General features: G+C 66.9%; 22 protein-coding genes. 4 read left to right on the top strand and 18 right to left on the bottom strand.

Annotated features, from left to right (window positions below; translation table 11 throughout):
• Window positions 1-96: 96 nt before the first annotated feature.
• The 5 genes from J2S73_RS02505 to ccrA form a co-directional block, all read right to left on the bottom strand.
• Window positions 97-1341 (bottom strand): quaternary amine ABC transporter ATP-binding protein, encoded by a 1245-nt coding sequence (locus tag J2S73_RS02505; RefSeq protein ID WP_306883841.1) that lies wholly within the window; start codon window positions 1339-1341, stop codon window positions 97-99.
• A 74-nt stretch (window positions 1342-1415) separates the two neighbouring features.
• Window positions 1416-2297 (bottom strand): ABC transporter permease, encoded by an 882-nt coding sequence (locus J2S73_RS02510; RefSeq protein ID WP_306883842.1) that lies wholly within the window; start codon window positions 2295-2297, stop codon window positions 1416-1418.
• 113 nt (window positions 2298-2410) lie between these two features.
• The gene (locus J2S73_RS02515) at window positions 2411-3448 is read right to left on the bottom strand and encodes an ABC transporter substrate-binding protein (protein WP_306883843.1); all 1038 of its coding nucleotides are present in this window, start codon (window positions 3446-3448) and stop codon (window positions 2411-2413) included.
• 254 nt (window positions 3449-3702) lie between these two features.
• Complete coding sequence (locus tag J2S73_RS02520; protein ID WP_306883844.1) at window positions 3703-4719, bottom strand: ABC transporter substrate-binding protein; 1017 nt, start codon at window positions 4717-4719, stop codon at window positions 3703-3705.
• Window positions 4720-4891: 172 nt separating this feature from the next.
• Window positions 4892-6169 carry a crotonyl-CoA carboxylase/reductase gene (gene ccrA, locus J2S73_RS02525; protein ID WP_306883845.1) on the bottom strand — a complete coding sequence of 426 codons (1278 nt, stop codon included), beginning with the start codon at window positions 6167-6169 and terminating at the stop codon, window positions 4892-4894.
• 253 nt (window positions 6170-6422) lie between these two features.
• Here ccrA and J2S73_RS02530 point away from each other — a divergent pair, with 253 nt between their 5' ends.
• Entirely contained in the window at window positions 6423-8417 is a 1995-nt protein-coding gene (locus J2S73_RS02530) for an ethylmalonyl-CoA mutase (RefSeq protein WP_306883846.1), read from the top strand.
• Window positions 8418-9220: 803 nt separating this feature from the next.
• Here the strand turns inward: J2S73_RS02530 and J2S73_RS02535 are convergent.
• The 7 genes from J2S73_RS02535 to ffh all read right to left on the bottom strand — a co-directional run bounded on the left by J2S73_RS02535 (window position 9221) and on the right by ffh (window position 15795).
• Complete coding sequence (locus J2S73_RS02535) at window positions 9221-11155, bottom strand: hypothetical protein (protein WP_306883847.1); 1935 nt, start codon at window positions 11153-11155, stop codon at window positions 9221-9223.
• 277 nt (window positions 11156-11432) lie between these two features.
• Entirely contained in the window at window positions 11433-11705 is a 273-nt protein-coding gene (locus tag J2S73_RS02540; protein ID WP_306883848.1) for a BQ00720 family protein, read from the bottom strand.
• 168 nt (window positions 11706-11873) lie between these two features.
• Complete coding sequence (locus J2S73_RS02545; RefSeq protein ID WP_306883849.1) at window positions 11874-12305, bottom strand: Hsp20 family protein; 432 nt, start codon at window positions 12303-12305, stop codon at window positions 11874-11876.
• A gap of 137 nt (window positions 12306-12442) precedes the next feature.
• On the bottom strand, window positions 12443-13153 hold the full coding sequence (gene trmD / locus J2S73_RS02550; RefSeq protein ID WP_306883850.1) for a tRNA (guanosine(37)-N1)-methyltransferase TrmD: 711 nt from the start codon (window positions 13151-13153) through the stop codon (window positions 12443-12445).
• Entirely contained in the window at window positions 13150-13746 is a 597-nt protein-coding gene (gene rimM, locus J2S73_RS02555) for a ribosome maturation factor RimM (protein ID WP_306883851.1), read from the bottom strand. The genes trmD and rimM overlap by 4 nt, the downstream gene beginning before the upstream one ends.
• Before the next feature lie 38 nt (window positions 13747-13784).
• A complete protein-coding gene (gene rpsP / locus J2S73_RS02560; RefSeq protein ID WP_306883852.1) occupies window positions 13785-14186 on the bottom strand; it encodes a 30S ribosomal protein S16 in 402 nt (133 codons plus the stop codon).
• Between the two features lie 73 nt (window positions 14187-14259).
• A complete protein-coding gene (ffh, locus tag J2S73_RS02565) occupies window positions 14260-15795 on the bottom strand; it encodes a signal recognition particle protein (protein WP_306883853.1) in 1536 nt (511 codons plus the stop codon).
• 314 nt (window positions 15796-16109) lie between these two features.
• Here ffh and J2S73_RS02570 point away from each other — a divergent pair, with 314 nt between their 5' ends.
• Window positions 16110-16520 (top strand): DUF3775 domain-containing protein, encoded by a 411-nt coding sequence (locus J2S73_RS02570; RefSeq protein WP_306883854.1) that lies wholly within the window; start codon window positions 16110-16112, stop codon window positions 16518-16520.
• A 168-nt stretch (window positions 16521-16688) separates the two neighbouring features.
• On the opposite strand, the gene J2S73_RS02575 is transcribed toward J2S73_RS02570, so the two are convergent.
• Complete coding sequence (locus J2S73_RS02575) at window positions 16689-18335, bottom strand: cisplatin damage response ATP-dependent DNA ligase (RefSeq protein WP_306883855.1); 1647 nt, start codon at window positions 18333-18335, stop codon at window positions 16689-16691.
• Window positions 18336-18532: 197 nt separating this feature from the next.
• On the opposite strand from J2S73_RS02575, the gene J2S73_RS02580 reads away from it, so the two are divergent.
• Entirely contained in the window at window positions 18533-18913 is a 381-nt protein-coding gene (locus tag J2S73_RS02580; RefSeq protein WP_306883856.1) for a DUF423 domain-containing protein, read from the top strand.
• Between the two features lie 36 nt (window positions 18914-18949).
• Here the strand turns inward: J2S73_RS02580 and J2S73_RS02585 are convergent, their stop codons facing one another.
• Window positions 18950-19963: a ligase-associated DNA damage response exonuclease gene (locus J2S73_RS02585; protein WP_306883857.1), complete on the bottom strand. Its 1014-nt coding sequence runs from the start codon at window positions 19961-19963 to the stop codon at window positions 18950-18952.
• A gap of 285 nt (window positions 19964-20248) precedes the next feature.
• Here J2S73_RS02585 and aceB point away from each other — a divergent pair, with 285 nt between their 5' ends.
• Window positions 20249-21862 (top strand): malate synthase A, encoded by a 1614-nt coding sequence (aceB, locus tag J2S73_RS02590; RefSeq protein WP_306883858.1) that lies wholly within the window; start codon window positions 20249-20251, stop codon window positions 21860-21862.
• 116 nt (window positions 21863-21978) lie between these two features.
• Here the strand turns inward: aceB and J2S73_RS02595 are convergent, their stop codons facing one another.
• From J2S73_RS02595 to greA, 4 genes are all read right to left on the bottom strand, one after another.
• Window positions 21979-22224 carry a hypothetical protein gene (locus J2S73_RS02595; RefSeq protein ID WP_306883859.1) on the bottom strand — a complete coding sequence of 82 codons (246 nt, stop codon included), beginning with the start codon at window positions 22222-22224 and terminating at the stop codon, window positions 21979-21981.
• A 74-nt stretch (window positions 22225-22298) separates the two neighbouring features.
• On the bottom strand, window positions 22299-22541 hold the full coding sequence (locus J2S73_RS02600; protein WP_306883860.1) for a cysteine rich repeat-containing protein: 243 nt from the start codon (window positions 22539-22541) through the stop codon (window positions 22299-22301).
• 182 nt (window positions 22542-22723) lie between these two features.
• Entirely contained in the window at window positions 22724-22969 is a 246-nt protein-coding gene (locus tag J2S73_RS02605) for a cysteine rich repeat-containing protein (protein WP_306883861.1), read from the bottom strand.
• A 152-nt stretch (window positions 22970-23121) separates the two neighbouring features.
• On the bottom strand, window positions 23122-23598 hold the full coding sequence (greA, locus tag J2S73_RS02610) for a transcription elongation factor GreA (RefSeq protein WP_306883862.1): 477 nt from the start codon (window positions 23596-23598) through the stop codon (window positions 23122-23124).
• Window positions 23599-23634: the final 36 nt, after the last annotated feature.

Below are 23634 nucleotides of genomic sequence, written 5' to 3' on the forward strand. Positions count from 1 at the left end.
AATGTGCAACAGAACGCGGCGGGGATATGGCATCGCCAGGCGCCCGCAGGCGTTTCGCGCGGCCCGGATTCAGGACAACGGACCGGTCGGCAGGGGTCAGCCGGTCCGCATCGCGGCAGAGCCCGCCGTACCGCCGGGGGCGACGGGTTCCGGCGGGACGTCATCTTCGGGTGGGGCGAGGACATCCGACATGTTCGCCGAGGAGACGACGCCCCTCAGGTGTCCGGCCTCGTCGACGACGGCGACCGGGTAGGCGGCCTCGAGCGTCGTGGGCAGCGCGACTTCCAGAGGATCGGTCTGGTTGAGGACGGGGTGGCCCTGGGCCACGTCCCATGTGGTCCGGGCGCCGTTCGGCTCGTCGATCGCGGCTTTGACCGCATCCTGGGTGACGATGCCGCGATAGCTGTCGCCGTCGACCGCATAGCCGTAGTCCGCCCCCATCCGGCGCATGTCGGCGAGGGCGCGCTCCAGGTTTTCCTCGGTGATGCGATGCTGCGGCGGTTTCATCACCACGTCGACGGTCAGAACGCGCGCCCGGTTCACGTCGCGCACGAAGGCGCGGACATAGTCGTCGGCGGGGCTAAGCAGGATCTCGGCGGGCCGACCGACCTGGGACAGTTGGCCGTCCTTGAGGATGGCGATCCGGTCGCCGATCTTGAGCGCCTCGTCCAGATCGTGGGTGATGAAGACGATGGTCTTGCCGAGCCTGGCCTGAAGGGCGACGAGCTGGTCCTGCATCTGGCTGCGGATCAGCGGATCGAGGGCGGAGAAGGCCTCGTCCATCAGAAGGATGTCGGCGTCGGTGGCGAGCGCGCGGGCGAGCCCGACGCGTTGCTGCATGCCGCCGGACAGTTGGCTCGGAAACTGGTTCTCGAAGCCGGACAGGCCGACGGCTTCGACCCATTCCTTCGCCTGACGCTGCCGCTCCGCCCGGCCGAGGCCGCGCACCTCCAGCCCGTAGGCGACGTTCTGGAGGACGGTGCGGTGGGGCATCAGCCCGAAGCGCTGAAACACCATGCTCATGCGTCGGCGACGGAAATCCTCCAATTCCCGGTTGCCGAGGGCCATGACGTCCTTGCCGTCGACGAGGATCGTGCCGTCGGTCGGATCGATCAGCCGGTTGAAATGCCTGATCAGCGTCGACTTGCCCGAGCCGGAAAGGCCCATGATGACGAAGATCTGGCCGCGTTCGATCGACAGCGACACGTCGTCGATCCCGAGCGTGTGGCCGGTCTCGGCGAGAAGCGCGTCCTTGCCGAGACCCTGCCTGACCCGGGCAAGCGCCTGCTTCGGGTTCGGGCCGAAGATCTTGGTGATGTGCTCGACTTCGATCAGCGCCATGGGGCCGGCCTTGTCTCTTCGTCGGTGAGCCGTGTCGGGGTGGAGACGGGGAGGGACGGGCCTCTGTGCATGGCCTAGCCGCCGGCCACATTCCGATAGGCCTGGGCCCGGGCGCCGATCGACTGGCTGATCCGGTCGAAGACCACGGCCAGGATGACGATGGCGAGCCCGCCGACGAGGCCCTGGCCGGAATCGTTGCGCTGCAGCCCGACCAGCACAGTCTCGCCGACCCCGCGCGCGCCGATCATCGAGGCGATGACCACCATCGCCAGCGCCATCATGGTGGTCTGGTTGATGCCCTGCATGATGGAGGGAAGGGCCAGCGGGATCTGGACGCCGCGCAGCATCTGCCACCGGGTCGCGCCGAACGCCCGGCTGGCCTCGATCACTTCGCTGTCGACCATGCGGATGCCGAGGTCGGTTAGCCGGATCAGGGGCGGAGTGGCGTAGATGACCGTGGCCAGGATCGCCGGCACCTTGCCGAGCCCGAACAGCATGGCGGCCGGGATCAGGTAGACGAAGCTCGGGATCGTCTGCATCAGGTCGAGGAGCGGGTTGAGCACTGTCCGCATCGCGTCGGAGCGCGCCGACAGCACGCCGAGCGGGACGCCGATGAGGATGCCGAGCCCGACCGAGACCAGCATGATGGCGACCGTCTGCATCGCCTGCTCCCACAGGCCCAGCGTGCCGATGAACCACATCATGGCCATCATGGCGACGGAGAGAAGAAGGCGGCGGCTGGCGGCGTAGGCGATGCAGCCGATCACCAGGATCACCAGCCAGGCCGGCGACGTGCGCAGCACCTGCTCCAGCGCGACCAGAACGGTCAGCAGCGAATCGGAGATCGCCTCGAAGAAGTCGCCGTAGTTCACCACCAGAAAGGTGACGAGATCGTTGGTCGCCTGCCGGATCGTGCGGCCGACATTCTCGCCGAGAAAGAAGGCTTCCTGGTTCATGGATCACATCCGTCGGAGGTTGGCAGGAGGCACTGCGGCGGTTCGGATACGAAAACAGGGGCCGGCTGCGGCCAGACCCCTGCGGGTCGGGTGCCCGTTGCCTGCGGCGATGCTCAGGTCTGTTCCAGGGCGGTCTTCACCGTCGCCGCCACCTCGTCCGGCACCCAGCCCGTCCAGATGTCGGGGTTCTGCTGCAGGAAATGGATCGCGGCTTCGTCGGCGGTGGCGTTGTTGTCGCGCATATAGGCGAGCGCCTCGGAGACCATCTCGTTGGTGGTCTGGTAGTTGGACAGGAATTCCACGATCTTCGGCGCGACTTCCTGAAACTCCGTGCTGACGGCGATGGAGACCTCGACAAGCGGATAGGCCGTGGCTTTGTCCACGTCCTCCGGATTCGAGGCGGCTATCAGCGCGCTCCAGATTTTCGGATCGTAGTCGGGCTCATCCAGCGCGACGATCCGGTCGGCGAACTTGCCGAGCACCCAGGTGGGCCCCCAGTAGTAGAAGACGATCGGCTGGTTGCGCTGGATATGGCTCTCGATCGCCGCGGACAGGGCCGCGCCCGTGCCCGGCCGGACGTTGGTATAGCTGTCGTCCAGGCCGTAGGCGTGCAGCTTCTTGGTGTTGATGACCTCGCACCCCCAGCCGAGAATGCAGTTGAAAAAGCGCCCCTTGTCCGGCTCTTCCGGGTCGGCGAAGACGTCCTTGTACTTCGCCAGGTCCTCGACGGAGGTCAGCCCGGCGGCCGGGGCGTCGTCGCCCTCGACCAGATATTTCGGGACGTACCATTTCTGGGTGGCGTCGGGGAAATTGACGCCGACCTCCACGACCCGTCCGCGCGCCACAGCCTGATCCCAGACGTCGCGGACGTTCGGGATCCACATCTCCATGGTGATGTCGACGGCGCCGCGGGCCATGGCGTTCAGGAGCGGGATGGTGGAGCCGGGGCTGGTCTCGGTGCCGCAGCCGTAGCCGTGCTCGAGGATGAACCCGGCGACGGCGTTGTGAAAGTAGCTGGAATCCCAGTCGAGGCCGGCAAAGACCACGGGCCGGTCGACCTCGCAGACCGGCGTCTGGGCGGAGGCGGTGCCGGCAGCGAGAAGGCCGAACGGGGCCGCGACGAGAGCGGTCGCGAGAGCTTGTTTCAGCACGGCAATCTCCTTTCGGCAGCACCGGAACGGTCGGCGCGAGGACCGACCGCCCGTCCGCCGCGGCATCGGCCCGCGGCCGGCCCGATCGAAGGCGCGATGTCCGCGCAGGTTGCGTGGAAAGAGTATATGGCCGTGCGTCCGCATGTGAAGTCATGCGTCGAGGCCGGGGAGCCCTCGTCCGAAACTCCGAAAGGCCCGCGCCGATCGGCACGGGCCAGCCGGGGCCATCTGGGACGTCGGTCTGGTCGGTTGCGCTAAAGCGCCGCCTTGACCTTGTCGGCGACGGCCTGCGGGACCCATCCGCTCCACACGTCCTCGTTCGCCTTGAGGAACGCTTCGGCGGCGACCGCCGCATCGCCGCCGTTGTCTTCCATGTCGGCCAGCGCGGCGCTGGTCATCTTGCTGGTCATCGAATAGGCGGTCAGGAACTTGGCCAGCTCCGGCGCGCTCTCGGCAAAGGTCTTGTTGGCCCCGATGATCACCTTGCTGACCGGATAGGCGGTTGCCGCGTCCGGGTCGTCGCTTTCCAGCATCTCGTCCCAGATCTCCTGGTTGAACTCCGGCTCCTGAAGCTTGACGAAGTCGTACTTGCCCATCAGCGCGGTGGGCGTCCAGTAGTAGAACAGGATCGGGTTCTTGCGCAGATAGGCCGATTCCACGGCCGCGACGAGGGCGGCGCCGGTGCCGGGGCGGAAATTGGTGTAGGACGACGTCAGCCCGTAGGCGGTGAGCTTCTTGGTGTTGACGATCTCGCACTGCCAGCCGGCCGGGCAGTTATAGAAGCGGCCCTTGCTCGGCTCCTCCGGGTCCTCGAACATGGCGGCGTATTCGGGGAGATCGGACGCCCGCTTCAGGTTCGGAGCGGGAGCCTCCCCGCCTTCGACGAGATAGGTCGGGACGTACCAACCCTCTTCGGCGTCGGGGAAGGTGGTGCCGAGAGCGACGACTTCGCCGCGTTCCTGGGCGTCGACCCAGGCCTGGGCCGGATTGGCGGTCCAGATCTCCATCACGATGTCGATGTCGCCGCGGGCCATGCCGTTGATCAGCGGAATGGTCGAGCCGGGAAGATCGTCCACGGCACAGTCGTAGCCGTGCTCGGTGATGAACTTGGCGACCTCGGTATGGAAGGCGGCGGACTGGTAGTCGAGGCCGGCGAACATGACCGGCCGGTCGAGCTCGCAGGTTCCGTCGGCCGCGCTGGCCGGGCCAAGCGCGAGCGATGACAGGGCGATTGCGCCGGCGAGCGCAAGGGCGGAAGAGGGGCTGGTCATGATGCGGGGTCCTGTTCGGCTGTCGTCGGATACGGCGATCGAACGGCGCGAGACGGCGTCATAGGGAAACCGTCCCGGCGATAGCGCGAGCGTAAAGCCATTTGCGATCAGGTGGAAACACCTGATCGACCCGGCCCGGTCCTCGAGGAGGGGGCCTTCGCCGGGACGATGGTCACGCCGCCTGCCGGCCCGCCTCCAGGACGTCGTCGAAGGTGCGAAGGCCCGTGGTCGGCGCGTTGACCAGAACGGCCATGTTGCCGGGGGCGTGCTCGTTCTTCCACATCTTGGTGTGGGCCCGCGGGATCTGGGCCCAGGGGAAGACCTCGCTCATGCACGGGTCGACGCGCTGGCCGATCACGAACCGGTTCGCCTCGGTGGCCTGCTTCAGATGCGCGAAGTGCGAGCCCTGGATGCGCTTCTGGTGCATCCAGACATAGCGGGCGTCGAAGGTGATGTTGAACCCGCTGGTACCGGCGCAGAACACGACCATGCCGCCGCGCCTCACCACGAACGTGGAGATCGGGAACGTGGCCTCGCCGGGATGTTCGAACACGATGTCGACGTTGTTGCCCTTGCCGGTGATGTCCCAGATCGCCTTGCCGAAGCGCCGCGCCTCCTTGGCCCACTCGCCGTATTCCTCGCTGCCCACCTTCGGCAGCTGGCCCCAGCAGTTGAACTCCTTGCGGTTGATCACGCCGCGCGCGCCCAGGCTCAGAACGTAATCGCGCTTGTCCTCGTCGGAGATCACGCCGATGGCGTTGGCGCCGGCGGCCGCGCACAGCTGCACACCGAACACGCCGAGACCTCCGGAGGCGCCCCAGACCAGGACGTTGTCGCCCGGCTTGAGGGTGTGCGGCGCGTGGCCGTAGAGCATCCGGTAGGCGGTGGCCAGCGTCAGCGTGTAGCAGGCCGACTCCTCCCAGGTGAGATGCCGGGGGCGGGGCATGAGCTGGCGCGACTGCACCCGCGCGAACTGGGCGAAGCCGCCGTCCGGCGTCTCGTAGCCCCAGATGCGCTGGGACGGCGAGAACATCGGATCGCCGCCGTTGCACTCCTCGTCGTCGCCGTCGTCCTGGTTGCAGTGAACCACGACCTCGTCGCCCACCTTCCAGCGGGTGACCCTGGAGCCGACCGCCCAGACGATGCCGGACGCGTCCGACCCGGCGATGTGATAGGGCTGCTTGTGGCCGTCGAAGGGCGAGATCGGCTGGCCGAGCGCCGCCCAGATGCCGTTGTAGTTCACGCCGGCGGCCATCACCAGGATCAGGACGTCGTGGCTGTCCAGCTCCCAGGTCGGAACCACCTCGATCTGCATGGAGGTGTCCGGCGGGCCGTGACGCTCCCTTCGGATCGTCCAGGCGTACATCTTTTCCGGCACGTGGCCGAGCGGCGGGATCTCTCCGATCTCGTACAGGTCTTTGTGGGCGTTCGCCTCAGCGATCGACATCATGTTCCTCCCTGTCGACTGCATCACGTTTATATTGCAGTGCAATATTCCCGTGTCCAGTGGTGGTTTTTTCTTCTTCCCAGGATCGTGGCACGAGCGGGTGCCGGCAACCAAGGCCCGAATCGACCATGAGCAGTCGCGCTCATGTTGCGCCGGAAGGTGGGTTGTCCCAAGATTTGATGCGCCGCACAGTGGTCTGGGGTACTCGGGTATCGAGATCCGGCCGGTGCGGTACGGACACAAGGGGAGGTGTGCGATGAGTGGCAATGCCAGCCAGGCGGGGACCCGGGACAAGCCGTGGATTTTCCGGACCTATGCCGGCCATTCCTCGGCGAAGGCGTCCAACGAGCTGTACCGGTCCAATCTGGCCAAGGGGCAGACGGGATTGTCGGTCGCCTTCGACCTGCCGACCCAGACCGGCTACGATCCGGATCACGCGCTGGCCAGGGGGGAGGTCGGCAAGGTCGGCGTGTCGATCGCGCACATCGGCGACATGCGGGCGCTGTTCGATCAGATCCCGCTCGACCAGATGAACACGTCGATGACGATCAACGCCACGGCGGCGTGGCTGCTGGCGCTCTATGTCGCCGTCGCCGACGAGACCGGCGCGGACCGGACGAAACTGACCGGCACGACCCAGAACGACATCATCAAGGAATATCTCTCGCGCGGGACCTACGTGTTTCCGCCGGCGCCGTCGCTGCGCCTGATCACCGACGTGATCGCCTGGACCGGGCGCGAGGCGCCGAAATGGAACCCGATCAACGTCTGCTCCTACCATCTGCAGGAGGCCGGCGCGACGCCGACCCAGGAGCTGGCTTTCGCGCTGGCCACCGCGATCGCCGTGCTGGATGCCGCGCGGGACTCCGGTGCGATCCCTCCGGAGGAGTTTCCCCAGGCGGTCGGCCGGATCTCCTTCTTCGTCAACGCCGGACTGCGCTTCGTGACCGAGGTCTGCAAGATGCGGGCGTTCGTGGAGCTCTGGGACGAGATCTGCGAGACCCGCTACGGGGTCGAGGATCCCAAATACCGCCGGTTCCGCTACGGGGTGCAGGTCAATTCGCTCGGGCTGACGGAGAGCCAGCCGGAGAACAACGTTTACCGCATCCTGATCGAGATGCTGGCGGTGACGCTGTCCAAGACCGCCCGGGCCCGTGCCGTCCAGCTGCCGGCCTGGAATGAGGCGCTCGGGCTGCCGCGTCCGTTCGATCAGCAGTGGAGCCTGCGCGCCCAGCAGATCCTGGCGCTGGAGACCGACCTTCTGGAGTATGGCGACCTGTTCGACGGCTCCGTGGTGGTCGAGGCCAAGGTCGACGAGCTGAAGGCGGCGGCGAAGGAGGAACTGGCCCGCATCGAGGCGATGGGCGGCGCAGTCGCGGCGATCGAATCCAGCTACATGAAGCAACAGCTGGTGGAATCCAACGGCCGCCGGCTCGCCTCCATCGAGGCCGGCGAGCAGGTGGTCGTGGGCGTCAACCGCTACACCGAGAGCGAGCCTTCGCCGCTGACCACCGGCGCGGGAGCGGTGATGACCGTGCCGGAGACCGTCGAGGCGGAGGCGATCGACAGCCTCAACGCCTGGCGCGAGAGCCGCGACGAGGTGGCGGTGGCCCGGGCGCTTGCCGACCTGGAGGCGGCGGCCCGGGAGGATAGCAACATCATGGAGCCGTCGGTGGCCTGCGCCAAAGCCGGCGTCACCACCGGCGAATGGGGCGAGCGGCTCAGGCGCGTCTTCGGCGAGTACCGGGCACCGACGGGTGTGGGCCAGGCGGCGCGCACGACAAGTGCGGAGCTCGCCGACATCCGCGCCGAGGTCGATGCCGTGTCCGAGCGGCTCGGCCGGCGGCTGAAATTCCTGGTCGGCAAGCCGGGGCTCGACGGCCATTCCAACGGCGCCGAGCAGATCGCCATGCGCGCCCGCGACTGCGGGATGGAGGTGGTCTACGAGGGCATCCGGCTGACCCCGGCGGAGATCGTGAACGCAGCCCTGGAGGAGGGCGTCCACGTGGTCGGGCTGTCGGTGCTGTCGGGCTCGCACCTGGCGCTGGTCGGCGAGGTGATGGACCGGATGCGCAAGGCCGGCCTCGACGACGTTCCGGTCGTGGTCGGCGGCATCATCCCGGCGGAAGACGCAGAAACCCTGAAGGCCCGCGGCGTGGCGGCGGTCTACACCCCGAAGGATTTCCAGCTGTCGGAAATCATGCGCCAGATCGTGAAGATCGTGGCGGCCGGGGAGAGCGCGGCGGCGTAAGGGCCGCGCGGGCGGTGATGTCTGCGTCGGGTGGCGCCGTTTCCGGATAACGGACGACGTGCATATGGGCCGCAGCGGCAGCGAGGCCAGCCGCGCGTCAGGTTCCGCTCTTATGGGTTGTGTTAGGTTGTGGTAACTGCCTGCAATGGTTGCGTTGACGGTTCGGATGACGTATATGGAATTGTGTTCATATCGACGGAGTTAGCGTCGTTCACCTCCGCGCTTGCGTGGCCAAGTGGCGAGGTGGACTGCCTCTTTCCGTTGACACTGCTCGGCGGTGGCTGCCCTGGCGCGCCGTGCGAGCGAATGGAGAGATGAGATGCGCCTGGTTCTGTTCGTTGCCGTCGCCGCCGCTCTTTTCGCCCCGACGACCGCCGCCCTGGCGACCGCCGTTCTGCCGTAGGGCGGGGCGTTTCTCTCAAGCGCCAGATATTCTGACCCGCCCTTATGAGAGCCGTCCGGGTGACGCGCGGGGGGGCCCAGCGATTGGGCTTCGGCATGATGCCGCGGCCCCGGGGGGGCCCGTTCAGGTCCTCCGCACTCACCAACGCTCTTCTCAGCGGGGCCTCTGGAAAGGGGCTTGCGCGCGCACTGCCCGTCCAGATCCGGTCCGATCTGGACGGGAACGAGGGCGGGCATCGGCTCTGGAGCCTTTCGGTCCTGACGCCCATACAGCTCGGATGCACTCACCCGAGCGCCAAAGAGCGGCTCTAAATCGAAATCCTCAAGTGGCTGAGCGCCCGGGCCCGGGTTGCCCGAAGCGGTGCGCCTGAATACGCGCTGGCCCCGGACGTCCGGCAGGATCAGTTGATTTCGTCGTTGACCAGGGCGATGAGGCTGTCCAGCCGGTCGATTTCGAGTTTGTAATCGCCTTCGTTCCGGACCACCATCCGGTACCACTCCGGGGGTTCCTCTTTGTCGGACGAGCGTTTTGCTCGGCTTTCGGCAATCGTCTGAGCCAGTTCCAAATGCTCACGCGCCAGCGACAGCTGGCGGAACGCCTCTCTGATTGCCTGCTTTCTTGATGTCGTCGCGCCATGCAGCAGCTGACCCGGCTTTTCCGCAAGCTGAAGCAGGATGTAACCGTAGATCCGGTGGATCTTCCCCCGTAGCGGGGCGGCCAGTTGCGGATTGGTCAGCGCGATCTTGTAGAAGCAGTCCGGCAGGGCGGCATTCCGACGAGCCTGCCCGAGCGCTGACGCATCGAGCACGTCTTCCGAAAAGGCGCTCATGACGTACAGGTTGGAGAAACTGATATAGCTGAGGACGAGACGCGCGGCCGCCTGCTGCGGCAAGAACGGAGCCGCCCCACCGGCTTCAAGTTCGACCCATGCGGACCGAGCCTTTCCGTCTTGTTCTTCAAACGCGCTCTCGATGCCTTCCAAAGTCCGGCAGGCGGTGTCCGATGTCCAGAGTTCCTGATTGCTCAGAAAGCGGCCGGCCGGATAATAGGGACTGGCCGCCAACAGGCGCTCGATATCGACCAGAAGATCTTTCAGCAGTTTGAAGCTGGCTGCCTCGAACTCATCGGAGGCGAGGCTGACATAGAGATACTGTTTTGCCCGCACCAGCGCCCAGTCCCGTGAAAGATCATCATCGCGCCCATTCTCCGTCGCTGCCTTGATCCATTCGGCCATGGTCCGAATTGCGGCTTCGTGGGCGCCTGTGGTGCTGAGCGCGAACGCGATCAGCATGGTCTGATAGAGGCTCGTCGCTGCGTGGGTGCTTACGGACTGAGCCCGGAACGGCCACCGGGTGAAGGCTCCCTGCGCGTAGCGCCGGCATGTCTCACGGGTGGTGTGGGCGTCGGCGGCATCCAGTTTCCCGAAGGCTTCTTTTCTCCGAGCGGCGGCGTTGGTGACGTGGATCGCTGGCGGGTTAAAGATCCACTCGCCGATCCCATCATCGAGGATGCCATTGGCGTCCATAAGTCGGTGACGGAGCCGATGCAGTAGGTCGCCGAAGGCATCGTGTACTTCTGTCGGATCCGACGTCAGATGGACCAGGTGGGAAATACACTTCCCGATCTGTTCATTTCGGTTCCGGTCGATACTGGCTTCGAAGAGCTGATTGTGCGTGATCTTGCCGGTCAGCAGATAAATATAGAACGGATCACTCCGTATGGTCTGCGGAATCAGGGGAATCATGCTGTCGGCGTAGTGATGGGCGCGGCTGAGCGGCGACATCCGGAATTCGCTCGTGTCCGTGCCGGCCGGCAGCACCGAAGAGAGCTCGCGGCGGGTTTCCTGCCGGCTCGGCGCCATGGCGATCGATACGCCGAGGGTGGGCGAGCCGATCTGGGTGATCCGGTCCAGGACCTGACCCGCCGCCGGCGCGACGAACGTGGCCACGAGGATCACAATGAGGCCTGTCCGCCACCTGTCGTGGGCCCGAATGTCGATGTCGTCCCGCGTCTGCGGAGGAACGAGCAGGAAGGCGGACCAGAAGCCGAAGGCAATGCCGAAAAGAAGGCCGAGATAGAGCGCGTATCCGATGTCGGAATCCGCGAACAGGTACATGTACCAGAAATGCCCGCCGATCCGCGGATGGAGCTGGAACAGGAAGCCGGCGACGGTGGCCAGCAGGAGCCCGGCAAACACGACGGTGGCCAGGGCCAACAGCGTCTTGGACGGCTTCAGCAGACCGGGCATGTCGCGCCGCACCTGACGGACCAGGTAGAAGCCGGAGCAGCCGAGCAGGGCGGCGAGTACGAACACGAGTACGGCGACAGCGATCATCAGCCCCTCCCTGTCCCGCCATGGTGGCGTCGCCGGGGAGATGTCCCTACCGGCGCCGTCGCGGCGAGATAGGAAAGTATACCGTATTAGTTGTATTATTTCATTATAATTCCCTTATCGCGTGTTCTCTTGCTGGGCATGCGATCTTGAACCGGCTCCGCGTGCCAAGGGTCGGCCGGGTCGCGCACAAAAAAAACGCCGCCGGAAAGCCGGCGGCGTCGAGATGGGGGTTGCGTCGAACAAAAAGGAAGGGTGAGCTCCCCGTTCGTAACCGATGTCAGTGCACCGTCGCCATGTGCAGGTCGTTCTGCTGGGCGTTGGCGATGACCGCCTCGCGGGAATCCGACAGCATGATCGGCGTGCCGTCAGCCGACAGGAGCGCCCAGAGCTTGTGGTCGTGGGAGAGCTGGGGCGCATCCGGGAACAGCGATCTCACCTCGTCGCCGTTCAGCGGCTTCATGTAGGCCACCTGGCCGCCGCCCAGCTCGGCGAGGGCTTCCTGGGAGAGGGCCGCCTTGGTGTCGTCTGTGGTGTCAAACGTGCGGTTCATACCGTTACTCCTTCCAAAATGGCGCCGCCGTCTCATGAGACCGGCTCGGCGCTGCCCCCGTCATGCGGCGGGCACGGTAGCCCGGTGCTGCGCGCGGTTGCGGCAGGGTCCGGGAGACCAGGTCGCGGCCCGGATCGGGCCGAAATCGTCGGTGAGCGCAAGCGCGCGTCAGTCGTGGGCGGTGATGTCGATCTTGCGCACGATCCGCTCCGGCTCCGGGCGGATGAGGTCGATCGACAGGAGCCCGTCCTTCAGTTCCGCGCTGCGGATCTCGATCCCCTCTGCGAGGACGAACGTGCGCTGGAACTGGCGGGCCGCGATGCCGCGGTGGAGGAACTCCCGGCCGCTGTCGTCGTCGATCTGACGGCCGCGAATGACGAGCTGATTCTCCTCCAGCGTCACGTCCAGCTGGTCGCGCCGGAAGCCGGCGACTGCGAGCGTGATGCGCAGGATGTCTCCCCGGTCGTCGCCGTCGGGAAGACGTTCGATGTTGTAGGGCGGATAGCCGTCATTGGCGGCTTTCGACACCCGGTCGAGCACGCGCTCGATATCGTCGAACCCGAGCAGGAACGGGCTCGAAAACGTCGTCAAACGCGACATGGCGTTCAAGTCCTTTCGACAAAGCGACTCCTGGAGCGGACCCGACTGCGGCGTCCGCGCCTGATTGGAAATATGGGAAAAGCCGGGGCGGCGTTCAAGCGGAAGGAGCCGGGGTGCTCGGGAGCCGCGACGGGGGGTCAGTCCCGCGAACGCCCGTCAGAGCGGGAGGCGCGCTCGATCAGGTCCGGCCGGCGGGCGCGGGTCAGCACTTCCGCCTGTTCCCGGCGCCAGCGGGCGACCTTGCCGTGATCGCCGGAGAGCAGGACGGGCGGGATGCTCCGGCCTTCCCACTCGGCCGGGCGGGTGTACTGGGGATATTCCAGCAGCCCGTCCTCGAAGCTCTCCTCGTGGGCGGAATCGGCCGCACCCATGACGCCGGGCAGCAGACGGACGACGGCGTCGAGCAGGACCATGGCGGCGATCTCGCCGCCGGACAGCACGTAGTCGCCGATGGAGACTTCGGTGAGGCCGCGCGCCTCGATGACCCGCTCGTCGACGCCTTCGAAGCGGCCGCAGAGGATGGTCACGCCGGAGCCGCCGGCGTAGCGCTTGACGTCGTCCTGGGTGAGCGGCTTGCCGCGCGGGCTCATCAGCAGGCGCGGGTGATCGGTCGCGGCCGGTGCGGCGTCGATCGCACGGGCCAGCACGTCGGCACGCATGACCATGCCGGGACCGCCGCCGGCGGGGGTGTCGTCGACGCTGCGGTGCCGGTCGGTCGCGAAGTCCCTTATATCGACCGCGTCCAGCGCCCAGGTGCCTTCGGCGAGCGCGCGCCCGGCGAGCGAGACGCCGAGCGGACCGGGGAACATGTCCGGGTAGAGCGTGAGCACCGTGGCGCGGAAGCTCACGCGTCGTCCTCCGTCTCCGCGTCCTCGTCCGCGTCGCCGCCATCCTCGAGCAGGCCGACCGGTGGCTCGACGACGATGCGGCCGGCCGCCAGATCGACGGTCGGCACGCAGGCCAGCGTGAACGGCACGAAGACGCTCTTGCCCTCCGTTCGTTCGACCTCGATCAGGTCGCCGGCACCGAAATCCTGCACCGTGCGCACCCGACCAAGCGCGGTGCCGTCGGTATCGACCACGTCAAGGCCGATCAGATCGACGTGGTAGAACGTGTCCTCGTCGTCGAGGTCGGGCAGCATCTCGCGTGCGAGATAGAGGGTCTGGTTGCGCAGGGCTTCCACTTCGGTGCGATCGGCGACGCCTTCGAAGCGGGCGACGATCTTGTTGCCCTGGGCCTCGATGGCGGCGATCGCGAGCGGCCGGCCGTCGGCCAGCCGCAGCGGTCCGCACTCCGTCAGGAGGTCCGGGTCTTCCGCGAAGATGCGGATGCGGGCGGCACCCCGCACTCCGTGGGCCGCGCCGATCTCGGCGAGCGCCACGTAGGCCGCCGGATTGGCCGCCGGCCCGTCTGCAGGACGCTGGGGGCGCCGCTTGCCCATCGTGTCGGCCTCGCGCGGATCGGCGGGCGAAAGCCGCCTTATTCGGCGGCGGCTTCCTCGCCGGCCGGCTCGGCCGCCGGCTCAGCGGCAGCTTCGGCGGCGGCAGCTTCGGCCTGACGGCGCGCCTCGTTGCGCTCCTGGGCCTTCTTGCCCGGCTGACCCTTGTTCGGGTTGTTGCGCGACGGGCGCGACCTGATGCCGGCGGCGTCGAGCAGGCGCAACACGCGGTCGGTGGGTTCCGCGCCGGCATCGAGCCAGTGCTTCACGCGCTCTTCCACGAGAGTGAAGCGCTCGGTGCTGTCCTTCGGAAGCAGCGGATTGAAGGTGCCGACCTTCTCGATGAAGCGGCCGTCGCGCGGGGCGCGGGCGTCGGCAACGACGATACGGTAGTACGGGCGCTTCTTGGCGCCGCCGCGGGAAAGTCGGATCTTGAGAGACATGGTTCGTCCTTTTCTATGGTCTGTCTGTCTGTGGATCGGTTGAATTCAAATCGTCAGGCGTCGGGAGCCGGGGTCAGCGCTTCTTCTGCTTGAAGCGGCCGCCGCCCGCGCCGGGAAGTCCCGGAAGGCCGCCCGGAGCGCCGGGAAAGCCGCCGCCGGGAAGCTTCGGCATGCCGGGGGGCAGGCCGCCGCCGCCGGGCATGCCACCCTGCCTGGCCAGCTTCTCCAGCTCCGCCGGATCCATCTGCGGGGCGCCGCCGCCACCGCCCATTCCGCCCATGCCGCCGAGCATGCCCGCAAGGCCGCCCTTCTTCTTGCCCATGGACTTCATCATGTCCGCCATCTGGCGGTGCATCTTGAGGAGCTTGTTGACCTCCTCGACCCGGGTGCCCGAGCCGGCCGCCACGCGCTTCTTGCGGCTGGCCTTCATCAGCTCCGGCTTGCGCCGTTCCTTCGGGGTCATGGAATTGATGATGGCGACCTGGCGCTTGACGATCCTGTCGTCCACACCGGCGGCTTCCATCTGCTTCCGCGCCTTGCCGACGCCGGGCATCATGCCCATCAGCCCGGAGAGGCCGCCGAGCTTCTCCATCTGCTGGAGCTGGCTCTTGAGATCTTCCAGGTCGAAGCTGCCCTTCTGCAGCTTCTTGGCCATCGCCTCGGCCTGTTCCTGGTCGATGTTGGCGGCCGCCTTCTCCACCAGCGAGACGATGTCGCCCATGCCCAGGATGCGGTCGGCGATGCGCTTGGGATAGAAATCCTCCAGCGCGTCGGCGCGCTCGCCGACACCGATCAGCTTGATCGGCTTGCCGGTGACGGCGCGCATGGAGAGTGCTGCGCCGCCGCGGCCGTCGCCGTCGACACGGGTCAGCACGATGCCGGTGACGCCGACGCGCTCGTCGAAGGAGCGCGCCACCTTGACGGCGTCCTGACCGGTGAGCGCGTCGGCCACCAGCAGGATCTCGTGGGGATCCGCGATGCGCTTGATGTCGGCCATCTCGTGCATCAGCGCTTCGTCGACATGCAGCCGGCCGGCGGTGTCGAGGATGACCACGTCGTAGCCGCCGAGGCGGCCGGCGGTCATGGCGCGCTCGGCGATCTGGGTCGGGGTCTGGCCCGGCACGATCTTGAGCGTCTCGATGCCGTTTTCCTCGCCGAGCACCTTGAGCTGTTCCATCGCCGCCGGGCGGCGGGTGTCCAGCGAAGCCATCAGGACCTTGCGCTTGTCGCGGGTGGTGAAGCGCCTGGCGATCTTGGCGGTGGTGGTGGTCTTACCGGAACCCTGCAGGCCGACCATCATCACCGCGACCGGCGGGGTCGCATGGAGATCGATCGGCACGGCCTCTTCGCCGAGGGTGGCGACGAGTTCGTCGTGGACGATCTTCACGACCATCTGGCCGGGCGTCACCGAGCGGATGATCTCGACGCCGACGGCCTTCTCCTTGATGCGCTCCACGAACGGGCGCACCACTTCCAGCGCGACGTCGGCTTCCAGCAGCGCGCGGCGGATCTCGCGCAGCGCCGCGTCGACGTCCTCGGCCGACAGCGAGCCGCGCCGGGTCAGCCGGTCGAATATGCCGCTCAGGCGGTCGCTCAGGCTATCGAACATCGGTCCTCGCTCCGTTCGCTCCCCGACCGATCGGTGAAGATCGTCGACCGACCAACGCAAAACGCACCCGCGGGCGAAACTCGCTGGCGGGTGGTGGCCTCCCGGATCCGGCCCGGGTCGGCTTCGTCTTGGTGATCGCTCAGGATCGGTGGAACCGGTTAGGTAGCCCTTTCGTTGGGCGCGGTCAAGCTGAGCCGCGGCGACCTGCCGCTCCGCCCGTCCACGCCCCCGGGTGGCGCACCATCTTGCCAGTGCGCCGCCGGCCTGCAATCTGTCGGACGATCCAGACCGTCGAGCCGAGAAAGGACACCGAGATGGCCGTCGAGCTGACCATTTCCCCAGATACCATCCGCAGCCTTGTCGAGAAGGCCCGGACGATCTCCGCCGAGGTCACCGACACCTACACCGACGGCGGCGAGCACGACACCGAGTTCGACCCCGACACCCTCGAGCGCAGTCATGCCCACGACGGTCTGGAGGAGGAAGAAGAGGGCAACCTGACCGAGGAGGAGCTGAAGGAGCTGATCGACGATCTCAATGTCGACGAAGCCGCCGACCTCGTTGCCGTCACCTGGATCGGCCGGGGGGATTTCGAGGCCGCGGAATTCGACCAGGCCCGGACGGAGGCCATGGAGCGCGCCGAAGGTTCGACCTCCCACTATCTGATGTCGATGCCGCTTCTGGCGGACCATCTCGAAGCCGGCCTCGACGCGCTGGAGTTGTGATTTTTTCGCTCACCCGAGTCGCGCTTTGCGCGACGGCTGCGCGGGCACGACCGGTTCTTTCATCCCGGTCGCTGCGCTCCGCGCCTCTTGGCCGGCCGGCGCGTGGTCGCGCGCTGGCTTCGCCGCGCTCACCGCTCGGGTTGAGCGGACCAACGGGGCCGTCTTCCGTCACGCCTTCGGCAGCAGCGCCTCCAGCGTCTCGATCCGGTCCGCCTCGCCGGGCGGCTTGTCCCATCTGAGCCGCGCCACCCGGGGAAAGCGCATCGCGAGGCCGGACTTGTGCCGGGTGGAGCGGTTGAGCCCTTCGAAGGCGATCTCGAGCACCAGCCCTTCGGCGGCGTCGTGGACGACCTCCCGCACCGGACCGAACCGGTTCAGCGTGTTGCGGCGGACGAACGCGTCGATCTGCTTCAGTTCGGCGTCGGTGAACCCGAAATAGGCCTTGCCCACGGGCACGAGTTCGTCGCCGCCCTCTTCGGCTTCGCGCCAGACCCCGAACGTGTAGTCGGAATAGAAGGATGAGCGCTTGCCGTGGCCGCGCTGGGCGTACATCAGCACGGCGTCGACGCTGAACGGATCGCGCTTCCACTTGAACCACAGCCCCTTCGGCCGGCCGGGAACGTAAACGCTGTCGGCACGCTTGATCATCACGCCTTCAACCGCGTCGGCGTCGTCTCCCGCCCCGGCCGAAGCCGGATCGCCGCGCGCGTCGGCGACCGCCTGCCAGCTCGATGCGGGCACCAGCGGCGACAGGTCGATCCGGTCGTCGGAAAGAGAGCCGACGAAGCTTTCCAGCCGGCGCCGGCGTTCGGCGAAGGGCTCGGTCCTCAGATCCTCGCCCTCCAGCACCAGCGCATCGTAGAGCCGGATGACGGGCGGAAACTCCGCCTGCATCTTCGGCGTGACGGCCTTTCGGTTGAGCCGCTGCTGCAGGACGTTGAAGGGCTGTACGCGGCCCTCCCGGACGATCAGCAGCTCCCCGTCCACCGACCCCTCGAAGGACAGCGCCTCCAGCAGGTCGGGAAAGGCCGCGGAGATGTCTTCCCCGGTGCGCGAATAAAGCCGCGCCACATGCCGGCCGTCGCTGTCCGTCCCGGCTGCGGCCTGGACCCGGATGCCGTCCCATTTCCACTCGATCAGGAAGTCGGCCGGGTCCAGCCCGGAAAAGTCGGCCTCCTCGATCGGATGGGCGAGCATGGCCGGCCGGAACGGGGCCGGATCCTCGAAGGCGGGCACGGGACCGCGTCCCTCCAGCCAGTCGAACAGGGGCTCGTAGGGCGCCGCGAGGCCATGCCAGACTTCCTCGACCGCGTTGACCTCCTCGTCGCCCAGCCGCGCGACGGCGGTCTTGGCGAGCCGGGCGGACACCCCGACCCGGAGCCCGCCGGTGATCAGCTTCAGGAGTGCCCAGCGGCCGATCTCGTCCAGCTCGTCGAGCCACCGCGCGATCTGGCCGGGAAGGTCCGACTTCGACAGCGTGTCGAGAGCGGCGACCACCTCCGACAGGGTCGGCGGCGGTTCGTTGCGGCCATGGGCCTGGGCGCTGGTCGGCCACATCAGCGCGACCGTTTCCGACAGGTCGCCGACATAGTCGTAGGAAAGCGCGAAGAGTTCGGGATCGGTGCGTTCGGCGGCAAGCGCCCGGATCACCCCGGCCTTGGCGTGGCGGAAGCTCAGCGCGCCGGTGAGCGCGGCGAGGCCGTAGCCCCGCTCGGGATCGGGCGTCTCGCGGAAATAGGCCTCCATGAGGCGCAGCTTGCCGAGCCGGCGCGGTTCGTAGGAGAGGCGGTCCAGAAGATGCGCGAAAGCCTGCATGCGTGCCGATAGGGTGGGAGGGGAGCGACGGTCCGGCTGACCTAAGGTAGGGGCTGGGGTCGCGCGTGGCGAGGGGTGCGGCCGATCCCCGCGACGGCGCGCCACCTTGGTTTTGGAACGCGGTCTGATGGAATCGGGTTCGATCGGCCGCGTCGCATGCCGCCCGTCACCCGGCTTTGCTTTCGAAGGAGACTTTCATGCGCATCTGGATCATTGCCGGCGCCCTCAACGGGTTCCTGGCCGTGGCGTTCGGGGCGTTCGCCGCCCATGGCTTGAGGGGCCGGGTGCCCGATGCGGATCTGACCATCTTCCAGACCGGCGCCCACTATCATCTGGTGCACGCTGTGGCGATGGTGGTCGTGGGACTGGCGGCGCTGCACCTGAGGCACCGGGGTGTGAGTGCGGCGGGGTGGCTGTTTCTTGTCGGCATCCTGCTCTTCTCCGGCAGCCTCTACAGTCTCGGCTTCACCGGCAGTCGGGCATTGGTGATGCTCACGCCCGTCGGTGGGACGGCGTTTCTCGCCGGCTGGCTGGCGCTCGCCTGGGCCGCGCTGCGCGCTCGGCCCGCCTCCGTCTGATCGCGTATCCGTCGTCGATGCGCGACCGGGTAAAGGTCAGGCCGCCGCCTCGTCCTCGTCGCCGTAGCCCACCATCCGCAACGGTTTCGCGGCAATGCCTTGGGTCTGGCACCAGTGGACCAGCGCGTCCTCCTGGCCGTGGGTGACCCAAACCTCCGACGCCCCGGTCTCCACGATCGTCGTGCACAGATCCTCCCAGTCGCCGTGGTCGGAAATGACCAGCGGGAGTTCCACGCCGCGCTGGCGGGCGCGCGCCCGGACCCGCATCCATCCGGACGCGAACGCGGCGACCGGATCGCCGAACCGGCGCGACCAGAGATCGGCGAGTGCGCCCGGCGGACACAGGATGATCTCGCCGGCGAGCGCATCACGTTCGGCCTCCTTCACCGGCAGCAGCGGACCGAGCGCCACGCCATGGTCCTCGTAGAGCGCGCACAGCTTTTCCATCGCGCCGTGGAGGTAGATCGGCCGGTCGTGCCCGGCTTCCCGCAACAGGGCGATCACCCGCTGGGCCTTGCCGAGCGAATAGGCGCCGACCAGGTGGCTGCGCTCGGGAAACAGCGACAAAGAATGGCGGAGCTTCTCGATCTCGTCGCGGGCTTCGGGATGGCGGAAGACCGGCAGGGCGAAGGTCGCCTCGGTCACGAACAGGTCGCAGGGCACCAGCTCGAACGGTGCACAGGTCGGGTCGGCCTGCCGCTTGTAGTCGCCCGAGACGACGGCCCGGCCATTGTCGGTCTCCATCAGCACCTGGGCGGACCCGAGCACGTGCCCTGCCGGATGGAGACAGTAGCGGTAGGGGCCGATCGTGACGGTTTCGCCGTAGGGAAGCGGCCGCGGATCCTCGGCGAAGTTCGCGCCGTATCGCGCCGCCATGATCGCCAGGGTTTCCGGGGTCGCATAGACGGTGCCGTGGCCGGCACGGGCGTGGTCGGCATGGCCGTGGGTGATGATGGCGGTCTCCACCGGCCGCACCGGATCGATGTAGACGCCCGCCTGCGGACAGCAGAGGCCTTCGCGGGCCGGTCTCAGATGGATGTCCCATCCCATGGGTCGATTGTCCTTCCTCGATCGGTCTGGCGATGCGGTCGTCCCCTGCTCGAGAGCGCGACGTCCCTGGTTGCCAGCGGTGGGGCGGCGCCGCCGCATCCCGCCTCCGTTCAGATGGGGCCCCGCCGGCACCTTTCCACCGGCGGAAGGTCGTCGGCGGTCACCCTGTCGGCTCGGTCAAAAGACCTTTTCCGTTTTTTCGGCAATTGGGTTCTGCTTTCGGCCGGTCAGGAATGCTAGTCCTGCTTCAGAACGATGGATCAGAGAAAATCGCAGGAGGCAACGATGGCGGAGCCCAACGCAGGACCGGCCGGATCGGTCGAGGGTGTGGAGATCAAGGCGGCCCTCGGCCCCGGCTACGACGAAATCCTGACGCCGGAAGCCTTGTCCTTCCTGGCCGACCTCCATCGCAACTTCGACAAGCAGCGCCAGGAACGGCTGCAGGCCCGCCAGGTCCGTCAGCGGGAATTCGACGGCGGAACGCTGCCCGATTTCCTGCCGGACACGAAGGACGTGCGGGAGGGGACCTGGTCCATCGCCGGCATTCCGGAGGACCTGAAGGATCGACGCGTCGAAATCACCGGCCCGGTGGACCGCAAGATGGTGGTCAACGCGCTCAACTCCGGCGCAAAGGTCTTCATGGCCGATTTCGAGGACGCGACGGCGCCGACGTGGGCGAACGTGATCGAAGGTCAGATCAATCTGAAGAGCCGGTGGGCCGGCACCCTCGACTTCACCGACGAGGCCAGTGGCAAGCGCTATGCGCTCGGCGAAAAGCCGGCGGTCCTGAAGGTGCGTCCGCGCGGCTGGCATCTTCCCGAGGCCCACATCGAGGTCGACGGGACGCCGATCGCAGGCGCATTCGTCGATTTCGGGCTCTATTTCTTCCACAACGCCAGGACGCTGCTGGAAAAGGGGACGGGTCCCTATTTCTACCTGCCGAAGATGGAGAGCCATCTGGAGGCACGGCTCTGGAACGACGTGTTCGTCTTCGCCCAGAATGCCCTCGGCATCCCGCAGGGATCGATCAAGGTGACGGTTCTGATCGAGACGCTGCCGGCCGCGTTCGAGATGGACGAGATCCTCTACGAGCTGAAGGACCACATCGTCGGCTGCAACGCCGGCCGCTGGGATTACATCTTCTCCTTCATCAAGACCCTGCGCCGGAACCAGGGCTACGTGCTGCCGGACCGGTCCCAGGTGGTGATGGGCAAGGCGTTCCTGCGGGCCTATTCCCTGCTTCTCATCAAGACGTGCCACCGGCGCGGCGCCTTCGCGATGGGCGGCATGGCGGCGCAGATCCCGAACCGGCGCGACCCGGAGGCGAACGCCGCGGCGCTGGAAAAGGTCAAGGCCGACAAGGAGCGGGAGGCCGGCGACGGTCACGACGGGACCTGGGTCGCCCATCCCGATCTCGTGCCCGTCGCGATGGAGGTGTTCGACCGCCTGATGCCCGCGCCCAATCAGATCGATCGCCAGCGCGACGACGTGCTGGTGGGCCAGCGCGAGCTCCTGGAGGTGCATCCCGGCACCCGCTCGATCGAGGGGCTGCGCGACAACATCCGCGTCGGTGTCCAGTATATCGAGGCCTGGCTGCGCGGCCGCGGCGCGGTTCCGCTCTACAACCTGATGGAGGACGCGGCGACCGCGGAGATCTCCCGCTCGCAGATCTGGCAGTGGCTGACCTTCGGCGCCCAGCTCGAGGACGGCCAGTCGGTGACCGAGCCGCTTTTTCTCCAGCTTCTCGAGGAGGAAATGGCCGGGGTTCGCAAGGAAATCGGTCCGGAGGCCTACGATGCCGGCCGCTTCGACGAGGCCATCGAGCTGTTCCGGACGCTCTCGACGGCGGACGATCTGGACCCGTTCCTGACCCTGTCGGCCTATCAGCTGATCAAGTAGGCGGGACGTATCGCGGAAGACGCGTCCACGCGTTCAGAGCGATCCGGGCGGCGGGATATCGCTGGCTCGGGCATGTCATTCCCGTTCAGGCCAGATCGGTCTGAACGGGACATGGCTCAGTCGTTGCCGTCTTCCACGTTGAGTTCCTCTTCGCGGATGACGTTCCGGCAGCCCTCGGAGAGCTCGCTTTCCTCGGCCTGCAGGCAGCCCATCACCGCGGTCGGATCGGAACTCTGGCAGAGGCGTTCGGCGTCCTCCCTGCAGGCGGCCCGGACGCTTTCCATCAGCTCCGGCGACTGGGCCATGGCGCTGCCGGCGGTCAGGACGGCGATCGCGGCGGTGGCGGCAAGCACTCTGATCATTGGTCATGCCTCAACGTTGTGCTGGCGACGGGCCGGGCGGTCCGCCACCGGTGAAGTCCTGTCGGCCGATCGGCTCAGTCGTGACCCATCGTGTCCTGTTCGCCCACACGGGCGACGGTGGCCTTGCAGCCCTCCGAAACCTCGTCGATGTGCTCCATCAGGCATTCCTGCACCTCGATCGGCTGGACGTTGCTGCACAGCTTTTCTACGTCTTCCTTGCAGGCGGCCCGCATCTCCTGGACCTGGGGTCCTGACTGGGCCAGCGCCATGCCGGCGGAGAGGGCGAGCGTAAGTGTTGCGACGGCAAAGGATTTCATGAGTTCAGCCCCTTGTTCTTGGTTAGAGAGGGATCGGACGCGACGCCGGCTCAGGATCGCAGCCGGCGGCGCCTGTCAGGACGGAGACTGTGGCGCGGAAGCCGGCCGGTCGCAATCCTTGCTTTCCCGGACACCTGCCGGACAACGAAGCGCGATTGGGGCAGACGGAGGTCCGACAAGGGTCAGTCGTGGCCCGCCTCGTCCTCCCGCTGGACCTCGGCGATCGTGCTCTTGCAGCCGTCGGAGACCTCGTCGACGTGTTCGCGCAGGCATTCCGGCACTGCGATCGGCTCGACCGTGCTGCACAGACGCTCCACGTCGTCCTTGCAGGCCGAACGGATCGCCTCGGATTGGGGTCCGGACTGGGCGAGCACCGCGCCCGTCGACAGGGCGATGGCGAAGCCTGCGACAACGATGGATCTGATCATGGTGTCCTCCCTGAAAAGGGTCTGCTCCAGAGCATTTCCCGTTCGGATTGGTCCAATCCGAACGATAAGAAACGGCCCCAGACGAGCAGATCCCCGCCGCACTGTCGTACGACGGGGACCAGGACGCAATTGACGTTTTTCAGGGACGCGATTCAGGCGAGGAAGCGGACCGTGAGGATCTCGTAGGAGCGCGCGCCGCCGGGGGCGCTGACCTCGACCGTGTCGCCAACGCTCTTGCCGATGAGCGCCCGGGCGATCGGCGACGAAATGGAAACCTTGCCCTGCTTGGCGTCGGCTTCCGCATCGCCCACGATCTTGTAGGTCTTTTCCTCTTCGGTGTCCTCGTCGACCAGGGTGACGGTCGCGCCGAACTTGACGGTGTCGCCGGTGAGCTTGGTGACGTCGATCACCTCGGCCCGGGAGATCTGGTCCTCGAGCTCGACGATCCGGCCTTCGTTGTGGCTCTGGGCTTCCTTCGCCGCGTGATACTCCGCGTTCTCCGAAAGATCGCCGTGCGCGCGGGCCTCGGAAATCGCCTGGATGATCCGCGGGCGTTCTTCGGACGTCCGCCGCTTCAGCTCGGCTTCGAGCGCGGCGTATCCCTCAGCGGTCATCGGAACTTTTTCCATCGATATCAAAACCTTCTTCGTGCCGGACACGGGTCC

This window comes from Amorphus orientalis, assembly GCF_030814015.1.
GTDB classification, from domain to species: domain Bacteria; phylum Pseudomonadota; class Alphaproteobacteria; order Rhizobiales; family Amorphaceae; genus Amorphus; species Amorphus orientalis.

Excerpts from the sequence above, each read along its gene's own strand:
- J2S73_RS02505 (WP_306883841.1), bottom strand. The coding sequence starts at position 1,341 with ATGGCGCTGATCGAAGTCGAGCACATCACCAAGATCTTCGGCCCGAAC.
- J2S73_RS02510 (WP_306883842.1), bottom strand. The coding sequence starts at position 2,297 with ATGAACCAGGAAGCCTTCTTTCTCGGCGAGAATGTCGGCCGCACGATC.
- J2S73_RS02520 (WP_306883844.1), bottom strand. The coding sequence starts at position 4,719 with ATGACCAGCCCCTCTTCCGCCCTTGCGCTCGCCGGCGCAATCGCCCTG.
- ccrA (WP_306883845.1), bottom strand. The coding sequence starts at position 6,169 with ATGATGTCGATCGCTGAGGCGAACGCCCACAAAGACCTGTACGAGATC.
- J2S73_RS02530 (WP_306883846.1), top strand. The coding sequence starts at position 6,423 with ATGAGTGGCAATGCCAGCCAGGCGGGGACCCGGGACAAGCCGTGGATT.
- J2S73_RS02535 (WP_306883847.1), bottom strand. The coding sequence starts at position 11,155 with ATGATCGCTGTCGCCGTACTCGTGTTCGTACTCGCCGCCCTGCTCGGC.
- J2S73_RS02540 (WP_306883848.1), bottom strand. The coding sequence starts at position 11,705 with ATGAACCGCACGTTTGACACCACAGACGACACCAAGGCGGCCCTCTCC.
- J2S73_RS02545 (WP_306883849.1), bottom strand. The coding sequence starts at position 12,305 with ATGTCGCGTTTGACGACGTTTTCGAGCCCGTTCCTGCTCGGGTTCGAC.
- rimM (WP_306883851.1), bottom strand. The coding sequence starts at position 13,746 with ATGGGCAAGCGGCGCCCCCAGCGTCCTGCAGACGGGCCGGCGGCCAAT.
- rpsP (WP_306883852.1), bottom strand. The coding sequence starts at position 14,186 with ATGTCTCTCAAGATCCGACTTTCCCGCGGCGGCGCCAAGAAGCGCCCG.
- ffh (WP_306883853.1), bottom strand. The coding sequence starts at position 15,795 with ATGTTCGATAGCCTGAGCGACCGCCTGAGCGGCATATTCGACCGGCTG.
- J2S73_RS02570 (WP_306883854.1), top strand. The coding sequence starts at position 16,110 with ATGGCCGTCGAGCTGACCATTTCCCCAGATACCATCCGCAGCCTTGTC.
- J2S73_RS02575 (WP_306883855.1), bottom strand. The coding sequence starts at position 18,335 with ATGCAGGCTTTCGCGCATCTTCTGGACCGCCTCTCCTACGAACCGCGC.
- J2S73_RS02580 (WP_306883856.1), top strand. The coding sequence starts at position 18,533 with ATGCGCATCTGGATCATTGCCGGCGCCCTCAACGGGTTCCTGGCCGTG.
- J2S73_RS02585 (WP_306883857.1), bottom strand. The coding sequence starts at position 19,963 with ATGGGATGGGACATCCATCTGAGACCGGCCCGCGAAGGCCTCTGCTGT.
- aceB (WP_306883858.1), top strand. The coding sequence starts at position 20,249 with ATGGCGGAGCCCAACGCAGGACCGGCCGGATCGGTCGAGGGTGTGGAG.
- J2S73_RS02595 (WP_306883859.1), bottom strand. The coding sequence starts at position 22,224 with ATGATCAGAGTGCTTGCCGCCACCGCCGCGATCGCCGTCCTGACCGCC.
- J2S73_RS02600 (WP_306883860.1), bottom strand. The coding sequence starts at position 22,541 with ATGAAATCCTTTGCCGTCGCAACACTTACGCTCGCCCTCTCCGCCGGC.
- J2S73_RS02605 (WP_306883861.1), bottom strand. The coding sequence starts at position 22,969 with ATGATCAGATCCATCGTTGTCGCAGGCTTCGCCATCGCCCTGTCGACG.
- greA (WP_306883862.1), bottom strand. The coding sequence starts at position 23,598 with ATGGAAAAAGTTCCGATGACCGCTGAGGGATACGCCGCGCTCGAAGCC.